Raw genomic sequence first — 16224 nt, forward strand, 5'->3', positions numbered from 1 at the left:
CTAGATGGTGGCGTTATGGGCGCCGCCGTCCAGAGAGATGTTCTGGCCGACGATGAACCCGGCATGGGCAGAGCAGAGGAAGGCGCACATCGCGCCGAACTCGGCGGCGGTGCCATAGCGGCGGGCGGGGATGGTGGCGGCGCGCTTGACCCGCGCCTCCTCCATCGTCAGCCCCTCGGCGGCGGATACGCCCCGGTCCAGCGCATCGGCGCGGTCGGTGTCGTGGATGCCGGGCAGCAGGTTGTTGATCGTCACCCCCATCGGCGCCACCTGCCGCGCGGTGCCGGCGACAAAGCCGGTGAGGCCGGCGCGAGCGGAGTTCGAGAGGCCCAGTTGCGCGATCGGTGATTTCACCGAGTTGGAGGTGATGTTGACCACCCTGCCCCAGCCACGGTCGATCATCCCCGGCATCAGCGCCTGCATCAGGGCAATCGGCGTCAGCATGTTGGCGTCGAGCGCGCGGATGAAATCGTCGCGGGACCAGTCGGACCACAGCCCTGGCGGCGGGCCACCGGCGTTGGTCACAAGGATGTCCACCGCCCCCGCAGCCTCCAGCACCTTCGCGCGGCCCTCGGGCGTAGTGATGTCGGCGGCAATGGCGGTCACGCTCACGCCCTTGGCGCGCAGGGCCTCGGCCGTGGCCTCCAGCGCCTCGGCGCCGCGGGCGTTGATGACCAGATCGACGCCCGCCTCTGCCAGTGCCTCGGCGCAGCCGCGGCCAAGCCCTTTGGAGGCGGCTGTCACCACCGCGCGCCGGCCCCTGATCCCAAGATCCATATGCGTCTTTCCTTCATCTTCATCTGTGGGCGCGTCACGCAATCGTCGCGTGTTGCGAAACAAATCCACGGGCGGCGCCACATTTTCGCCCGCAGTTGACCCTTATGAAACCAATCTGATAGCCCAGTCTTAAGGTCGCAAGATGCCCGCGTCCTGACGCCGCCACAAGCCCGGACAAGATCATGACCCGCCGCGCCGCCCCGCCCCCGCCACCCGAAACCTTTGCACAGCCCTTGCCGGGGCTGGCCGCGCAGGTGTTTCCGGCGGATGTGCTGCAGGTGGTGGCCGGGGCCAATCAGGGCGACGGCGTGGCCGAACCGGACCTCTGCGAGGCGGGCGACATCTACCGCCTGCACCGCAGCGCGCGGCCCTTGCGGCTGATGCTCTGCCCCGAAACAGGCGACGGGCAGGCGCAGACCGTGGCGGAAGGGTCCGAGATCGGCGAACCGGGGGACCGGGTGACGCTGCTGTCGCTGCTGACGATGATGGCGCCCGATGCCGACAAGCTGGAGGTGCTGGTGGTGCGCCACGATGCCTCGGACCGGCATTTTGCACTGCCGCTGTCGCCGGTGGCGCTGCAGACCGATTACACGCTACTGACCGTCAGCCCGCCGCCGCCCGATGTGCGGCTGTCGGACATGGTCTGCGTGTCCTTCACCCGCGGCACGATGATCGCGATGGCGGGGGGCGCGCAAAAGCCGGTGGAGCAGCTGGCGGTGGGCGACAGGGTGCTGACCCGCGACAACGGCCCGCAGGCGATCCGCTGGCTGGGCCATGCCACGCTGCGCGCCGCGGGCAGTTTCGCGCCTGTGGTGATCAGCCGTGGCACGCTTGGCAATGCCGGCGACCTGATCGTCAGCCAGCATCACCGCATCTTCCTTTATCAGCGCGGCGGGACGCGGGTGGGCAGCACCGCCGAATTGCTGGTGCAGGCCAAGCATCTGGTGGATGGCGAATCCATCTGGCTGCGCGAGGGCGGGTTCGTCGATTACTTCAGCCTGGTCTTCGACCATCACGAGATCGTCTATGCCGAGGGCATCCCCTGCGAGAGCCTGCTGGTGAGCGAGGCGACGCTGAGCCTGCTGCCTCAGGCGTTTTCCGCCGAGGTGCGGGAACGGTTCCCCGGCCTCAGCCAGCGCCAGCATTTCGGCACGGAGGCGTCGCGCACCGCGTTGGACGCGATTGGCCGGGACGCGCTGCTGCGGGGACGGCGGCGGGACTGAGGGGGGCGGGGATCGCTTCCTCGCTGCGCTTCTGCAGGCACCCGACGCCTGCGCCGCAATCACCGGGTTTGTCCCCCGGCGCGATCAGGCGGCTTGCCAGTGGCAAGCCGACCGCGTCGGTTGCCCGGAGGCGCAAGCCGCAGGGCAAGGGGGGTGCCGCCTTCCCGGACGGTGCCAAATTCTGGTGGGCCCGCCCGGGTGGGCACGAATGTGCCCGCCCCCCGCAGGGCGGGCACAGCAGAATTTCACGGGCGGCCGAAATTCTGCAAGGCACCCGTCGAACCAAATCGGTCACGGTGGGGGGGAGCCGACAAATCCAGAGGTCTCAACCCCACCCCCACCCCACGCCGCAGCGATGGACGCGCGCGCGCGCATCGGCTACACCGCGCCCCATGCTCGACCTTACAAACCGCCCCGCCCTTCCGCCCGAAATTGCCCGCCGCCGGACCTTTGCGATCATCTCGCATCCCGACGCCGGCAAGACCACGCTGACCGAGAAGTTCCTGCTGTTCGGCGGCGCGATCCAGATGGCGGGGCAAGTGCGCGCCAAGGGCGAGGCGCGGCGCACCCGGTCCGACTTCATGAAGATGGAGCAGGAGCGGGGGATTTCCGTCTCTGCCTCGGCAATGAGCTTCGAATACAAGGGCTGGCGGTTCAACCTTGTGGACACGCCCGGCCACTCGGATTTCTCGGAAGACACCTACCGCACGCTGACCGCCGTCGATGCCGCGATCATGGTGATCGACGGCGCCAAGGGGGTGGAGAGCCAGACCCGCAAGCTGTTCGAGGTCTGCCGTCTGCGCGACCTGCCGATCCTGACCTTCTGCAACAAGATGGACCGGGAAAGCCGCGACACTTTCGAGATCATCGACGAGATCCAGGAAAACCTCGCCATCGACGTGGCGCCTGCCAGCTGGCCCATCGGCATGGGCCGCGATTTCCTCGGCTGCTATGACATCGTGCATGACCGGCTGGAGCTGATCGACCGCGCCGACCGCAACCGGGTGGCGGAATCGATCAAGATCAACGGGCTGGATGACCCGCTGCTCGCCGAACACGTCCCCGCGGACCAGCTGGCGACCCTGCGCGAGGAGCTGGAGATGGCGCGCGAGTTGCTGCCCGCCTTCAACCGGCAGAGCTTCCTTGAGGGGCACATGACCCCGATATGGTTCGGATCGGCGATCAACTCGTTCGGTGTGCGCGAGCTGATGGACGGCATGGGCGAGTTCGGCCCCGAGCCGCAGCCGCAAAAGGCCGCCGAGCGCCAGATCGCCGCCGAGGAAGAGCCCGTCACCGGCTTCGTCTTCAAGGTGCAGGCCAATATGGACCCCAAGCACCGCGACCGCGTGGCCTTTGTCCGCCTCGCCTCGGGCCATTTCGAGCGCGGAATGAAACTCCTGCATGTGCGCAGCAAGAAGCAGATGGCGGTGTCGAACCCGGTGCTGTTCCTCGCCGCCGACCGCGAGCTGGCCGAAGAGGCCTGGGCAGGCGACATCATCGGCATTCCGAACCACGGCCAGCTGCGCATCGGCGATGCGCTGACCGAGGGCGAGGCGCTGCGCTTCACCGGCATCCCCAGTTTTGCGCCCGAGCTGCTGCAGACGGTGCGCGCGGGCGATCCGATGAAGGCCAAGCATCTGGAAAAGGCGCTGATGCAATTCGCCGAAGAGGGCGCTGCCAAGGTGTTCAAGCCTGCCATCGGGTCGGGCTTCATCGTTGGCGTCGTCGGCGCGCTGCAATTCGAGGTGCTGGCGAGCCGGATCGAGCAGGAATACTCGCTGCCCGTGCGGTTTGAAGGCAGCCAGTTCACCTCGGCCCGCTGGGTCACCGGCCCCAAGGCCGAGATCGACCGCTTCGTGAACATCAACAAGCAGCATATCGCCCATGACCATGACGGCGACATCGTGTTCCTGACCCGCCTGCAATGGGACATCGACCGCATCGTCCGCGACTTCCCCGAGCTGCGGCTGACCGCGACGAAGGAAATGATGGTGTGACCGGGCATCCGTGCTAGGGGTGATCTTTCCCCCTCACCCGGAGCAGCCGCATGGCCGATATGAAACGGATCACCGAGACGATCGAGACCTCTGACGATCCGGCGCAACTGCGGAGATTCATGGCGAATGCCCGGCAGAAGAAGGCGGCGGCGCTTTACGATCTGGCCTTCCGCCGGCTGCTGGAAGTGCTGCCGGACCCCGCGCCCGGCACGGTGGAGGGCGACATGTGGCGGTCTGTCCATGCGCTGGAACAGGTGCTGACCGAAGAGCGCGGCAAGGCGGCGCGGCTGACCCGCACAAGGCAGAAGCTGACCAAGGGCGGCGCGATCCCGGTGCTGCGCGACTTTGCCGCCAATCCCGAGCTGGAAGGCGGGTTCGCGCTGCTGATCGCCCGCAAGCTGCCCGACCTGACCGGCGAGGCTGTGGTGCTGCGCCATGCGGCGAGCTTTGCCAAGGACGTGGTGAGCGCGGCGCGAGACCGGCTGGAAGAGGCTGGGGTCGAGACCGAGGGGATGGGCGCGGCCTGAGGCGGGCCAGGAAGGGAGCGACCCGGGGATCAGCGGCTTGCCAGTGGCAAGGCCCGCCCGCGACGGTTGGCCGGAGGCGTGAGCAGCAGGGCAAGGGCTCTACGGGGGCCAAATTCTGATACCCCCGCAGGGCGGGCACAGCAGAAGGCGACCGTTGCGATCACAGTCGGAGGGCGGCCCCCGTCCGCAGGGTGGGCGCTGCGACGCCCGTTCTACGCGCTTTATGGTGCCGCTACTCCACCGTGGTTCCAGGCACTACGGTGGAGCAGCGCCCGCCCGAGGGGGCGGATGGGCGCTGCCCGGCGGCGCTTCGCGCCTTGATTCCGGGCAAGGAAAGAAGTTGCTAGAGGGCGAAAGTTCCCCTCAGCCCTCCCAGACCTCATCAGTCCAGACCTTGAAATCCTTCAGGATATGCGGGCCGAAGGAGTTCAGCAGCGGCACATCCGCCGCATCCCGTCCGCGCGCCACCACGATCCGGCCGATGCGCGGGATGTTGTTGCGCGCATCGAAGGTCCACCAGCGCCCGCCGAGATAGACCTCCATCCAGGCGGCGAAATCGCCCGCGCCGGCCGGCGGCACGCCGATATCGCCGAGGTAGCCGTTCACATAGCGCGCCGGGATGTTCATCGCCCGGCAGAGCGTGACCGACAGATGCGCGAAGTCGCGGCACACGCCCTTGCGCTCTTGCCAGGCCTCATAGGCGGTGCGGGTGGAACGGGCATCCATGTAGTTGAAGGTGATGTGGTTGTGCACGTAATCGCAGATCGCCTGCACCCGGCCCCAGCCCGGCGTGACGTTACCGAACAGGTCCCAGGCAATCTGGCTCATCCGGTCAGTCTCGCAATATCGGCTGCCCATCAGGTAGAGCAGCGTCTCATCGGGCAGCGCTGCAATCGGGATCTCGTTCGCCTCGGGCGCATAGACATCGGGCTGGCCAGAGTCGCGCAGTGTGGCGTCGTAGCTGAACATGAAATCGCCCGCGGGGGCCACGAAGCGGCGGCAGAGGTTGCCGAAGAGGTCGAAATAGCTGTGCATCGGCACTTGCGGGTTCGTCAGCTGCACCTCGGGCGCGACCAGATCGGCATGGCGCTCGATATGCGGCGAAACCAGGCAGACCATCGGGGTGGGCTGGTCGCAGGTGATGGTGAATTCATGGCCGAAACGGATGAGCATGTCTTTTTCTTTCCAGAACGGCGCGCCGCAGGGTTGAGTGGCGCCGACCAACAGAGGCCGGCGCCAAGGAGGCTTACACCAATTAATCTGGTGACCCTAGCCGATAGTCGCGTCCATCGTCACCTCGGCATTGAACAGTTTCGACACCGGGCAGCCCGTCTTTGCTTTCTGTGCCACTTCCATCAGCACGGATTCCTCGGCATCTGCCACGATCTGCGTCACCAGATGGACGCCGGTGATCTCAAACCCCTCGCCCTTCTTCTCGATCGTCACTTTCGAGGTGGTCTCGATCCGGTCCGCGGTGATGCCCTCGGCGCCCAGAAGATTGGACAGCGCCATCGAGAAACAGGCGGCGTGGGCCGCGCCCAGAAGCTCTTCGGGGTTGGTGCCGGCCTCGCCTTCAAAGCGGGTGTTGAAGCCGTAGGGCTGCGCGTTCAGCGCGCCGCTTTCGGTGGAAACGGTGCCCTTGCCCTCTTTGATGCTGCCGGTCCATTCGGCCGAACCGCTTTTGGTGATCTTCATGGGAAGTCCTTTCCTGTGCATGTGCTCCCGGACCCTTGCGGGTGCCGGGAGCAGCTTTGACCCATCCGGGGTCTCGACGTCCGTTGAACAACGCGGCGGAGGCGCTTGGGTTGCATCCGCCGCGCCTGAGTTCAGCGCGCCGCCAGCAGCTCCGGCACCGACAGCAGCATCATCTCGTTATCCGCGGCGCCATCCAGCTGGCGGCCCGAGGAGAACGGCAGGTTGTTGTCATTGCCGACCAGGATATGGGTGTCATCGACCTTCATCACATCCTCGATGGTGAAGAAGGGGAAGGTCATCTTGCCGGTCAGATCGCGCGAGGCGACGGTCTCCAGCCGGTTCTTGCCCTCGGGATCGGCAATATCCATCAGGTCGATATGGCCGATGCGGCGCACGAAGCCCATCGCGTCCACGTTGGCGGTGTCGATCAGCACCACCCGCTTCAGCATCGCCGGGGCCGGGAAACAGTCCGGCATCGGCTCGCCCGCGCATTTCAGCGACGGATCGCCCTCGCCATTGTCGCGCTCGATCACCAGCGCGCGGGTGTCGTCGATGAAGTTGAAATCGCCAATGGCGGTCGCGCCTTCGGCGAGCGCGAACTTGAAGCTGTCGCCAGTCCATTCGGCCGCTGCCGGATCGAAGGCCAGCACCGTCAGGAAGTTGCCTTCCGGCGCACCATCCTCACCCAGAAGCGGCTTTTCCAGCATCGCCCACAGCAGGCCCGTGCCCGGCTGCAGCCCCATGCCTTCATAACCGCCCGACCGCGCGACGCGGTAATCCTTGCCCGGCTGCGCGGGAACGTTGACGCCGGGGGTGTCGGGGCTTTTCAGCGGCTGGCCACCAATCAGCGTCGGCACCACCTGCAGGATGCGGCCATCGGTCGTGGCGTTGATCAGATAGGGGCCGAACTCCTCACCGATCCACAGATTGCCGTCCACCAGCTGGATCGACTCCGGGTCGAAATCGGCGCCGGTCAGGTAGCGCGCCTCGCTGCCCTCATAGGCGATGCGGAACGGCACCTTGTGGTCCGGGTCATGCAAGAACACGGTTTCCTTCACCGCGATCTTGCCGGTTTCGAAATCGGGTGCCATGCGCGAGAAGAACAGCAGCGCGTCGGGGCTGTTGCCCTTGGAGCCGAAGCCATTGTCGGTCAGCACATAGATTGAGCCATCCTCGGCCTTTTCCATCGCAAAGCCCGACATGCCCTGCAGCGGCTGGCCGATGAAGGGCAGCGCGAGGCCAGTGGAGCGCTTGCCATGCATCCCGCCGGTGTCACCCATCACGGTCATCGGGCGGCCGTTGCGGCCGGGGCCGGTGAACTTGCCCGAGATCCAGGCATCTTGCGGCGCATCGGCGGGCGGTGCGATCAGCGACAGCGCGGGCAGAACCGCATGGCCGGCGAGGGTGGCCGGAAACACGGTCTCGGCCTCTTGCGCGGCGGCGGGCAGGGACAGCAGGGCGGCTGCGCCAAGGGCGGCAGTGCCGAAAAGGCGGGACAGGACGGGGGTCATCGGGCGCTCCAAAGCTGACAGGGGAAAGCGGAACCGGGCGCCGGAACCGGCGCGGGCCTGCCGAACTTGCGGCGGGTGCGTCACAGACCCGCGGCGATTTGCTGAACTTCTTGCGACAGATGGCGTGTTTTGTGCCGTTCAGATTGACCTTGCCGCCAATTTCAGCTAACGCGCCTGCATCCCTTATCCGGGGGAGGCTTCCCTACCGGGAGGACCACCGGGGGATCCTCGTTCGGGCGCCGGAACCTTGCGCCCTTCACCCTTGCGGCCCGATGCCGCAATCTTAGGACGCATATGACCAAATTCTCTGATCTCGCGCTCGACCCCCGTGTTCTGCAGGCTGTCGCCGAAACCGGATACGAAACGCCGACCCCGATCCAGGCGCAGGCCATTCCGCACGCATTGGAAGGCCGCGACGTGCTGGGGATCGCCCAGACCGGCACCGGCAAGACCGCCAGCTTCACGCTGCCGATGATCACCCTGCTGGGGCAAGGCCGGGCGCGGGCGCGGATGCCGCGCTCTCTGGTGCTGGCGCCGACGCGCGAGCTTGCAGCGCAGGTCGCCGAGAACTTCGACACCTATGCCAAGCACACCCGCCTGACCAAGGCGCTGCTGATCGGCGGCGTCAGCTTTGGCGAGCAGGACAAGCTGATCGACCGCGGCGTCGATGTGCTGATCGCCACCCCGGGCCGGCTGCTGGACCATTTCGAACGTGGCAAGCTGCTGCTGACCGGCGTGCAGATCATGGTGGTGGATGAGGCGGACCGGATGCTCGACATGGGGTTCATCCCCGATATCGAGCGCATCTTCCAGCTGACCCCCTTCACCCGCCAGACCCTGTTCTTCAGCGCGACGATGGCGCCGGAGATTGAGCGGATCACCAATACCTTCCTGCACTCGCCCGTCCGGGTGGAAGTGGCTCGGCAGGCAACTGCCGGTGAGAACATAACCCAGCGTCTGGTCGAGCTGCACCCGACCCGCCGCGACATGGGCGCCAAGCAGAAGCGCGAGCTGCTGCGCCGGATCATCGAGACCGAGGCCGAGGCCTGCACCAACGCGATCATCTTCTGCAATCGCAAGACCGAGGTCGACATCGTCGCCAAGTCGCTGAAGGCCTACGGTTTTGATGCGGCGCCGATCCACGGCGATCTGGAGCAGAGCCAGCGCACCAAAACGCTGGACGGCTTCCGTGACGGCACGCTGCGCTTCCTCGTCGCCTCTGACGTGGCCGCCCGCGGGCTGGACATTCCGGCCGTGAGCCATGTGTTCAACTTCGACGTCCCGAGCCATGCCGAGGATTACGTCCACCGCATCGGCCGCACGGGCCGCGCCGGGCGCAAGGGCACGGCCTATACGCTCTCGACCCCGTCGGATGAGAAGTATCTGGCGGCGATTGAATCGCTGCTGAAGATGCCGCTGCCGCGGGTGCCGGTTCCGGAAGGCTTCATCGCCAGCGAAACCGGCGAGCCGGATGCGCCCTCGGGGCGCAGCGGCAGCAGCCGGGGCGGAAGCAGCCGCGGGGGCCGTGGGGGTGAGCGTGGCGGCGAACGCGGTGCAGATCGCACCGACGACCGCAGCGGCGAGCGCGCCGAACGCAACGCCAGCCGCGATGGCGAACGCCGCAGCCGCAAGCCGCGCGGCGAGGCAGCCCCGGTGGCCGAAGTGACGGAAGCCGTGCAGGCCGCAATGCCGACCGATGTGCAGGCCGCGCCCGAAGTGGCCCCGCGTGAGGTTGCCGCCGCCCCTGCCCCCCGCCGCGAAGAACGCGCCGAGGAGCCGCGCGAGCCCCGCCAGGAACCGCGCCGGGAACCGCGCCGCGACGACCGGCAGGATAATCGCCGCGAACCGCGCCGGGATGACCGCCGCGAGCGCAATGAGGCTCCGGTAGTCGGCATGGGCGACCATGTGCCCGACTTCCTGCTGCGCGGCTTCAAGATGCCGGTCGCGACGGATACGGCTGAGGGCTGAAGCCACTAGCCCAACATTGGGATTTTGCAGAATTTCGGCCGCAAGTGAAATTCTGCTGTGCCCGCCCCCCAAGGGCGGGCACATTCGTGCCCACCGGGGCGGACCCATTAGAATTTGGCACCGTGGGCCCAAGCTTCACCCCCCTTGCCCTGCGGCTTGCGCCTTCCGGCAACCGTCGCGGGCGGGCTTGCCACTGGCAAGCCGCCTGATCGCGCCGGGGCGCCAGATGACAGCGACTCACCAATGCAAAAAGGCCCCGGATCGCTCCGGGGCCTTTCGCTTTTCGTTCGGTCCGTGCGTAGTGATCAGTCGGCCATCAGCCGGCTGATCACCACCGTCACTTCCGGCTTGCGGCCGATCTCTTCGACCGAGACCTGACGGATCAGCCGGCGGATCGCCTCGTCCATCTTGTCGTCGTTCTTCACGGTCTTGGTGTCGACGCGGTCCAGGAACTCCGCCAGATCCGCCTCGAGCGTATCGGCCAGCGAGGTGCCGTTGCGGCCAAGCGCGGGCAGGCCCATGATCTCGACCCAGGCATCGCCAAGCGGCACGTCATCCTCATCCACGATGATCGTCGCCAGCACATGCCCGTTCAGCGCCATGCGCAGACGGTCGCGCACCACGCCGTCCATCGCGCCGATCAGCACCGCGCCGTCCAGATAGATGCGGCCGGTCTCGATATGCTCCACGATCTGTGGGCGCTTGCCGGTCAGATCCACCATCGAGCCGTTGGTGGCCACCTCGGCGGCGATGCCCTTGGCCAGCGCCAGCTTCACATGCTCGCGCAGGTGCCGGTGCTCGCCATGCATCGGGATCAGCATTGTCGGCTTCATCAGGTCATGCACCGCTTCCAGATCGGGGCGGTTGGCATGGCCGGAGACGTGGTAGCGCCCGCCATGATCGTCGATCACATCGACGCCCATTTCGGAAAACGCATTCATGATGCGGATCACGCCCCGCTCATTCCCAGGGATGGTCTTGGAGGAGAAGAGGAACGTGTCCCCCTCCTTCAGCGCCAGCCCCAGATAGCGCCCGCGCGACAGCTGGGCCGAGGCGGCGCGCCGCTCGCCCTGGCTCCCGGTCACGATCAGCATCAGGTGGTCACGGCCAATCTGCGCCGCCTGTTCCGGCGTCACGATCGGCGGGAAGTCGGTCAGCACGCCGGTCTCCACCGCCGCGGTCAGCATCTTCTTCATCGCCCGGCCGAGCATGCAGACCGACCGGCCCGCAGCCTCGCCGGCCTCGGCCAGCGACTTCAGCCGCGCGACGTTGGACGCGAAGGTGGTCGCCACGACCATGCCCTTGGAATTCGCCACCAGATCGCGCAGCGGATCGGCCAGAACCGATTCCGAGCGGCCCGGATGGTGCGAGAAGATGTTGGTGCTGTCGCACATCATCACATGCACCGGGCGCTCGCGGGCGATGTCATGCCATTCCTGCGGGCTGAAGGCCTCGCCCACGACCGGGTTGCCATCGAGCTTGAAATCGCCCGTGTGCACGATCCGGCCCGCCGGCGTGTCGATCACCAGCGCCGAGCTTTCGGGGATGGAGTGGCTGACCGGCACGAACTGCACCTTGAACGGCCCCGCCTCGACCACATCGGGGCGCGGCGCGACGATGTGCAGCGCATCGGTCGGCACGCCGTGATCTTCCAGCTTCAGCTTGGCGATGGCGGCGGTGAACTTGCGCGCATAGATCGGCGCCTTCAGCTTCGGCCACAGGTGGCCGACAGCGCCGACATGGTCCTCATGCGCGTGGGTGATGAAGATCGCCTCCAGCCGGTCGGCGCGGGCCGCCAGCCACGAAAGGTCGGGCATGATCAGGTCGACGCCGGGGCTGGTATCCATGTCGGGGAAGGTCACGCCCATGTCGACAAGGATCAGCCGCTCGCGCCCCTCTGGCCCGTAGCCATAGACATAGGCGTTCATACCGATCTCGCCGGCGCCGCCGAGGGGCAGATAAATCAGCCGGTCCTTTTTGCTCATACCGTCTCCAGTGCCGTGTTGTATCTGTGTATCAGGACCAGCCCCTGCATCGTCAGGTCATCATCGACCGCATCGAAGAGGTCAAACCCTTGCGCAAACAGCGGCGCGAGTCCGCCGGTGGCGACCACCCGCATCGGGCGTTCGCGTTCGATCCTTATCTGGCGCACGATGCCTTCCACAAGGCCGATATACCCCCAATAGACCCCTGATTGCATGCAGGCGATGGTGTTCGTGCCAATCGCCGACTGCGGCTTGGTCACATCGACGTGCGGCAGCGCCGCCGCGGCCGCGTGCAGCGCCTCGAGGCTGAGGTTGACGCCGGGGGCAATGACGCCGCCGATATAGGCGCCGTCAATATCCACCACGTCGAAAGTGGTGGCGGTGCCGAAATCCACCACGATCAGGTCACCGCCAAAGCGGTCGAAGCCCGCGACGGTGTTCACCAGCCGGTCCGGCCCCACCGTCGTGCCCTGATCGACCCGCGGCGGCACCGGCAGCGCACATTCCGGCTTGCCCACGACCAGCGGGCGGGTGTCGAAATAGCGGTTGCACAGCACGCGCAGGTTGAACACCACACGCGGCACCGTCGAGGAGATGATGACCTTGGTGATCTCGGCATTGATCTTCTTCAGGCCCATCAGCGTCGACAGCCAGACGAAATACTCATCCGCCGTGCGCCGGTGGTCGGTGGCAATGCGCCAGGTGTCCAGGAACCGCTCCCCGTCCCAGATCGAAAACACCGTGTTGGTGTTGCCGCAGTCGATGCACAGCAGCATGTCGCCCCCCTTAGAAATAAACGTCTGCCGCGGGCACGGCCCGGCGCCCCTGCGCCGTTGCCAGTACCAACGCGCCAGTGTCGTCGATGGTCTCGAACCGGCCCTCGATGGTTTCCGTCATCGTGCGGGCGGTGATGGTCTGGCCAATCCGCGCCGCCCGGGCGAGCCAGGCGGTGCGAATGGGGCCAAAGCCGAAGGTCGCCAGCTGTGCCTCCCAGCGGGCGAAGGCCGCGGCGAGGTAGGTCAGGAACTCTTCGGGGGGCAGTGTCAACCCGGTCTCGCCAGCGACCGAGACGGGCGGCGCCGTCGTCGGCTCCATCCCTGCAAGGTCGGGTGTGCCCGCAAGGTTGACGCCGATGCCGATGGCGAGGTGGCTGACCGCCCTGCCCCCGCCGAGGCTTTCCAGCAAGATCCCGGCGACCTTGCCGCCGTTCAGCAGCACATCATTGGGCCATTTCAACGCGAGGCTCGCAGCGGGGCCGATGACCACCCCAAGCGCCTCGTGCAGCGCCAGCGCCGAGACGAAGCTGCGCAGCGCCGCATCCTGCGGGCTGCCAGTGGGGCGCATCACCAGAGTGGCGGAGAAGTTGCCCGGGATGCCCTGCCAGCTGCGGCCGCGGCGGGCGCGGCCCGCGGTCTGGCGCAGCGCCAGGATCCAGGTCGGCTGCGTCAGATGCGGGGCAAGGCGCGCCGCCTCGGCATTGGTGCTGTCGACCTCGGGCAGGACGTGGCGGGCCACGCCCTCGGGCCAGTCCCAGAGCGCGGTGCTACCGGACAAGCGCTTCTGCCGCCAGCGTCGCGGCGCTTTCGATGCCGAACATGTTGACCACGCCGATCACCATCGCCGCGGCGGAGCCGATCAGCAGCAGCCACTGGATGGCGGGCATCCGCGTGTCCAGCACCTCGGTCTCGGTGCCGAAATACATGAAGTAGACCAGCCGCAGGTAATAGAACGCGCCTATGACCGAGGCGATGACGCCCAGAACCGCCAGCCAGGTCATGCCTGCGCCGACAGCCGCCATCAGCACGCCATACTTGGCGAAGAAGCCCAGCATCGGCGGCACGCCCGCAAGGCTGAACATCAGCACCAGCATCGCCATCGCCTTCGCCGGCTCGCGCCGCGAATAGAGGTTGAGGGCAGAGATATCGGTGACCGGCTGGCCATCACGGCTCATCGACAGGATGAAGGCGAAGGTGCCGACGTTCATGGTGACGTAGATCGCCATATACAGCAGCATCGCCTGCACGCCCGCAGCGGTGCCCGCAGCAAGGCCCATCATCGCAAAGCCCATATGGCCGATCGAGGAATAGGCCATCAGCCGCTTGATATTGCGCTGGCCGATCGCAGCGATGGAGCCAAGGAACATCGAGGCCACCGCCAGCAGCGCCACGATCTGCGTCCAGTCGCCCACCACCGGGCCGAAGCCGTCATAGACAAGCCGCGCGAACAGGGCCATCGCGGCCACTTTCGGCGCGGTCGCGAAGAAGGCAGTGACTGGCGTCGGCGCGCCCTCATAGACGTCGGGCGTCCACATGTGGAACGGCACCGCCGAGACCTTGAAGGCAAGGCCGGTGATCAGGAACACCATGCCGAACAGCAGCCCCAGCGGGATCTGCTCGGCGCCCTGCAGAGCGGCGACGATCCCGGTGAACGAGGTGGTGCCAGCAAAGCCATAGGTCAGCGAGGCACCATAGAGCAGCAGGCCCGACGACAGCGAGCCGAGCACGAAATACTTGAGGCCCGCCTCGGTCGATTTCACGCTGTCGCGGCGGATCGAGGCCACGACGTAGAGCGCAAGGCTCTGCAGCTCCAGCCCCATGTAAAGGCTCATCAAATCGCCAGCCGAGACCATGATCATCATGCCGACGACCGACAGCGCGATCAGCACCGGGTATTCAAACCGCCCCATGTCACGCCGCGCGAGGTAATCCTGGCTCATTGCCAGGATCGCGGCGGCCGACAGCAGCAGCGTCACCTTGGCAAAGCGCGCGAAGGCATCGTCGATGAAGAGGCCGCCAAAGGCGCTGCGGCTGCCGCCGCTGCCAAAGCCGACCATCGCCGCGATCAGCAGCAGCGTTGCCACCGTGGCCCAGGTGATGGCGCCGGTCAGTTTGTCCTTGCCGCCGTAAACCCCCAGCAGCAGCACCGCCATGGCGTAGACGGCCAGCAGCACCTCGGGCAGGACGGTGGAGAAATCGGCAGAGGTCATGGTCCGGTCCTCAGTGGCTGGCCGCGACGCCCGCCACATCGGCGGGGATCGACGCATGGTATTCGGTGACAAGCGCGGTGACCGAGGGGCCGATGATATCGGTCACCAGCCTCGGATAGACGCCAAGCAGCAGGGTCATCGCCACAAGCGGGGCAAAGATCATCTTCTCGCGGCGGGTCATGTCGGTGATCGACTTCAGGCTTTCCTTGATCAGCTCGCCAAACACCACCCGGCGATAGAGCCAGAGCGCATAGGCCGCCGACAGGATCACGCCCGAGGTGGCGACAGCGGCGACCCAGGTGTTGACCTGGAAGATGCCCACCAGCGTCAGGAACTCGCCGATGAAGCCCGAGGTGCCGGGAAGGCCGACGTTCGCCATGGTGAAGAACATGAAGATCAGCGCATAGGCCGGCATGCGGTTCACAAGGCCGCCATAGGCATCGATCTCGCGGGTATGCATCCGGTCATAGATGACGCCCACGCAGAGGAACAGCGCGCCCGAGATGAAGCCGTGGCTGATCATCTGGAAGATCGCGCCGTCGACGCCCTGCTGGTTGGCGGCGAAGATGCCCATCGTGACATAGCCCATGTGGCCAACCGAGGAGTAAGCGATCAGCTTCTTCATGTCGGACTGCGCCAGCGCGACCAGCGAGGTATAGACGATGGCGATGGCGGACATCCACAGCACCAGCGGCGCCAGCAGATCCGACGCAATCGGGAACATCGGCAGGCTGAAGCGCAGGAAGCCATAGCCGCCCATCTTCAGCAAGATCGCCGCCAGCACGACAGAGCCCGCAGTGGGGGCCTGAACGTGGGCATCGGGCAGCCAGGTATGCACCGGCCACATCGGCATCTTGACCGCGAAGCTGGCGAAGAAGGCCAGCCACAGCAGCGTCTGCATCCCGCCGATGATCTGGAAGCCGAACAGGCCGATGGTCTGCGAGGCGAAATCATGGCGCAGCAGCGCGGCGATGTCGGTTGTGCCGGCATCGACATACATGGCGATCATCGCCACCAGCATCAGCACCGAGCCGAGGAAGGTATAGAGGAAGAACTTGAACGCGGCATAGATCCGGTCCTTGCCGCCCCAGATGCCGATGATCAGGAACATCGGGATCAGCCCCGCCTCGAAGTAGAGGTAGAACAGCACCAGATCCAGCGCGACGAACACGCCGATCATCAGCCCTTCCAGCACCAGGAAGGCGATCATGTATTCCTTGACGCGGGTTTCCACATTCCAGCAGGCGGCGATGGTCAGCGGCATGAGGAAGGTGGTCAGCATCACGAACAGCACCGAAATGCCATCGACGCCGACCTTGTAGCGCAGGCCCATGATCCAGTCGTGATCCTCGACGAACTGGAAGCCGGTATCGGCCGGATTGAACCCGGCGATCAGGAAGATCGACACGAGGAAGGTCACCGTCGTGGCGACCAGTGCCACCCATTTCGCATTGGACTGCGCGGCCTTGTCCTCGCCCCGCAGGAAGACGGCAAGGATCAGCGCCGCAACCAGCGGTGTGAAGGTGATGATGGACAGCAGGTTTTCCATGTGTTC

Annotated in this window: 13 protein-coding genes; 4 read left to right on the forward strand and 9 right to left on the reverse strand. The window is 66.2% G+C overall.

The genetic code is table 11. The features are described 5' to 3' along the window. Entirely contained in the window at window positions 1-777 is a 777-nt protein-coding gene (locus Q8S30_RS08175; RefSeq protein ID WP_305665518.1) for an SDR family NAD(P)-dependent oxidoreductase, read from the reverse strand. Window positions 778-959: 182 nt separating this feature from the next. Between Q8S30_RS08175 and Q8S30_RS08180 the strand changes: the two genes are divergently transcribed. The 3 genes from Q8S30_RS08180 (at window position 960) to Q8S30_RS08190 (ending at window position 4524) form a co-directional block, all read left to right on the forward strand. Further along, entirely contained in the window at window positions 960-2000 is a 1041-nt protein-coding gene (locus Q8S30_RS08180) for a Hint domain-containing protein (protein ID WP_305665519.1), read from the forward strand. Between the two features lie 392 nt (window positions 2001-2392). Continuing rightward, on the forward strand, window positions 2393-3997 hold the full coding sequence (locus Q8S30_RS08185; RefSeq protein ID WP_305665520.1) for a peptide chain release factor 3: 1605 nt from the start codon (window positions 2393-2395) through the stop codon (window positions 3995-3997). A 50-nt stretch (window positions 3998-4047) separates the two neighbouring features. Next, window positions 4048-4524, forward strand: coding sequence for a hypothetical protein (locus Q8S30_RS08190; RefSeq protein ID WP_305665521.1), 477 nt, complete (start codon window positions 4048-4050; stop codon window positions 4522-4524). Between the two features lie 363 nt (window positions 4525-4887). On the opposite strand, the gene Q8S30_RS08195 is transcribed toward Q8S30_RS08190, so the two are convergent. The 3 genes from Q8S30_RS08195 to Q8S30_RS08205 form a co-directional block, all read right to left on the reverse strand. Continuing rightward, window positions 4888-5697: a transglutaminase family protein gene (locus Q8S30_RS08195; RefSeq protein WP_305665522.1), complete on the reverse strand. Its 810-nt coding sequence runs from the start codon at window positions 5695-5697 to the stop codon at window positions 4888-4890. Between the two features lie 96 nt (window positions 5698-5793). Continuing rightward, complete coding sequence (locus Q8S30_RS08200; protein ID WP_305665695.1) at window positions 5794-6213, reverse strand: OsmC family protein; 420 nt, start codon at window positions 6211-6213, stop codon at window positions 5794-5796. Window positions 6214-6350: 137 nt separating this feature from the next. Continuing rightward, complete coding sequence (locus Q8S30_RS08205; RefSeq protein WP_305665523.1) at window positions 6351-7730, reverse strand: esterase-like activity of phytase family protein; 1380 nt, start codon at window positions 7728-7730, stop codon at window positions 6351-6353. 294 nt (window positions 7731-8024) lie between these two features. Here Q8S30_RS08205 and Q8S30_RS08210 point away from each other — a divergent pair, with 294 nt between their 5' ends. Beyond that, window positions 8025-9698, forward strand: coding sequence for a DEAD/DEAH box helicase (locus Q8S30_RS08210; RefSeq protein ID WP_305665524.1), 1674 nt, complete (start codon window positions 8025-8027; stop codon window positions 9696-9698). A 305-nt stretch (window positions 9699-10003) separates the two neighbouring features. Here the strand turns inward: Q8S30_RS08210 and Q8S30_RS08215 are convergent, their stop codons facing one another. Genes Q8S30_RS08215 through Q8S30_RS08235 form a run of 5 tightly spaced genes read right to left on the reverse strand, consistent with a single transcriptional unit; the run spans window position 10004 to window position 16218 of the window. Continuing rightward, window positions 10004-11683, reverse strand: a complete 1680-nt coding sequence (locus tag Q8S30_RS08215; protein ID WP_305665525.1) for a ribonuclease J — start codon at window positions 11681-11683, stop codon at window positions 10004-10006. Further along, complete coding sequence (locus Q8S30_RS08220; protein WP_305665526.1) at window positions 11680-12459, reverse strand: type III pantothenate kinase; 780 nt, start codon at window positions 12457-12459, stop codon at window positions 11680-11682. Before Q8S30_RS08220 ends, Q8S30_RS08215 begins: the two co-directional genes overlap by 4 nt. A 10-nt stretch (window positions 12460-12469) precedes the next feature. Then, window positions 12470-13237: a biotin--[acetyl-CoA-carboxylase] ligase gene (locus Q8S30_RS08225; protein WP_305665527.1), complete on the reverse strand. Its 768-nt coding sequence runs from the start codon at window positions 13235-13237 to the stop codon at window positions 12470-12472. Continuing rightward, on the reverse strand, window positions 13227-14669 hold the full coding sequence (gene nuoN, locus Q8S30_RS08230) for an NADH-quinone oxidoreductase subunit NuoN (protein ID WP_305665528.1): 1443 nt from the start codon (window positions 14667-14669) through the stop codon (window positions 13227-13229). The genes Q8S30_RS08225 and nuoN overlap by 11 nt, the downstream gene beginning before the upstream one ends. A 10-nt stretch (window positions 14670-14679) precedes the next feature. Then, a complete protein-coding gene (locus Q8S30_RS08235) occupies window positions 14680-16218 on the reverse strand; it encodes an NADH-quinone oxidoreductase subunit M (RefSeq protein WP_305665529.1) in 1539 nt (512 codons plus the stop codon). Between the last annotated feature and the right edge of the window lie 6 nt (window positions 16219-16224).

The sequence above is a fragment of the Frigidibacter sp. genome (genome assembly GCF_030695035.1).
GTDB lineage: Bacteria > Pseudomonadota > Alphaproteobacteria > Rhodobacterales > Rhodobacteraceae > Frigidibacter.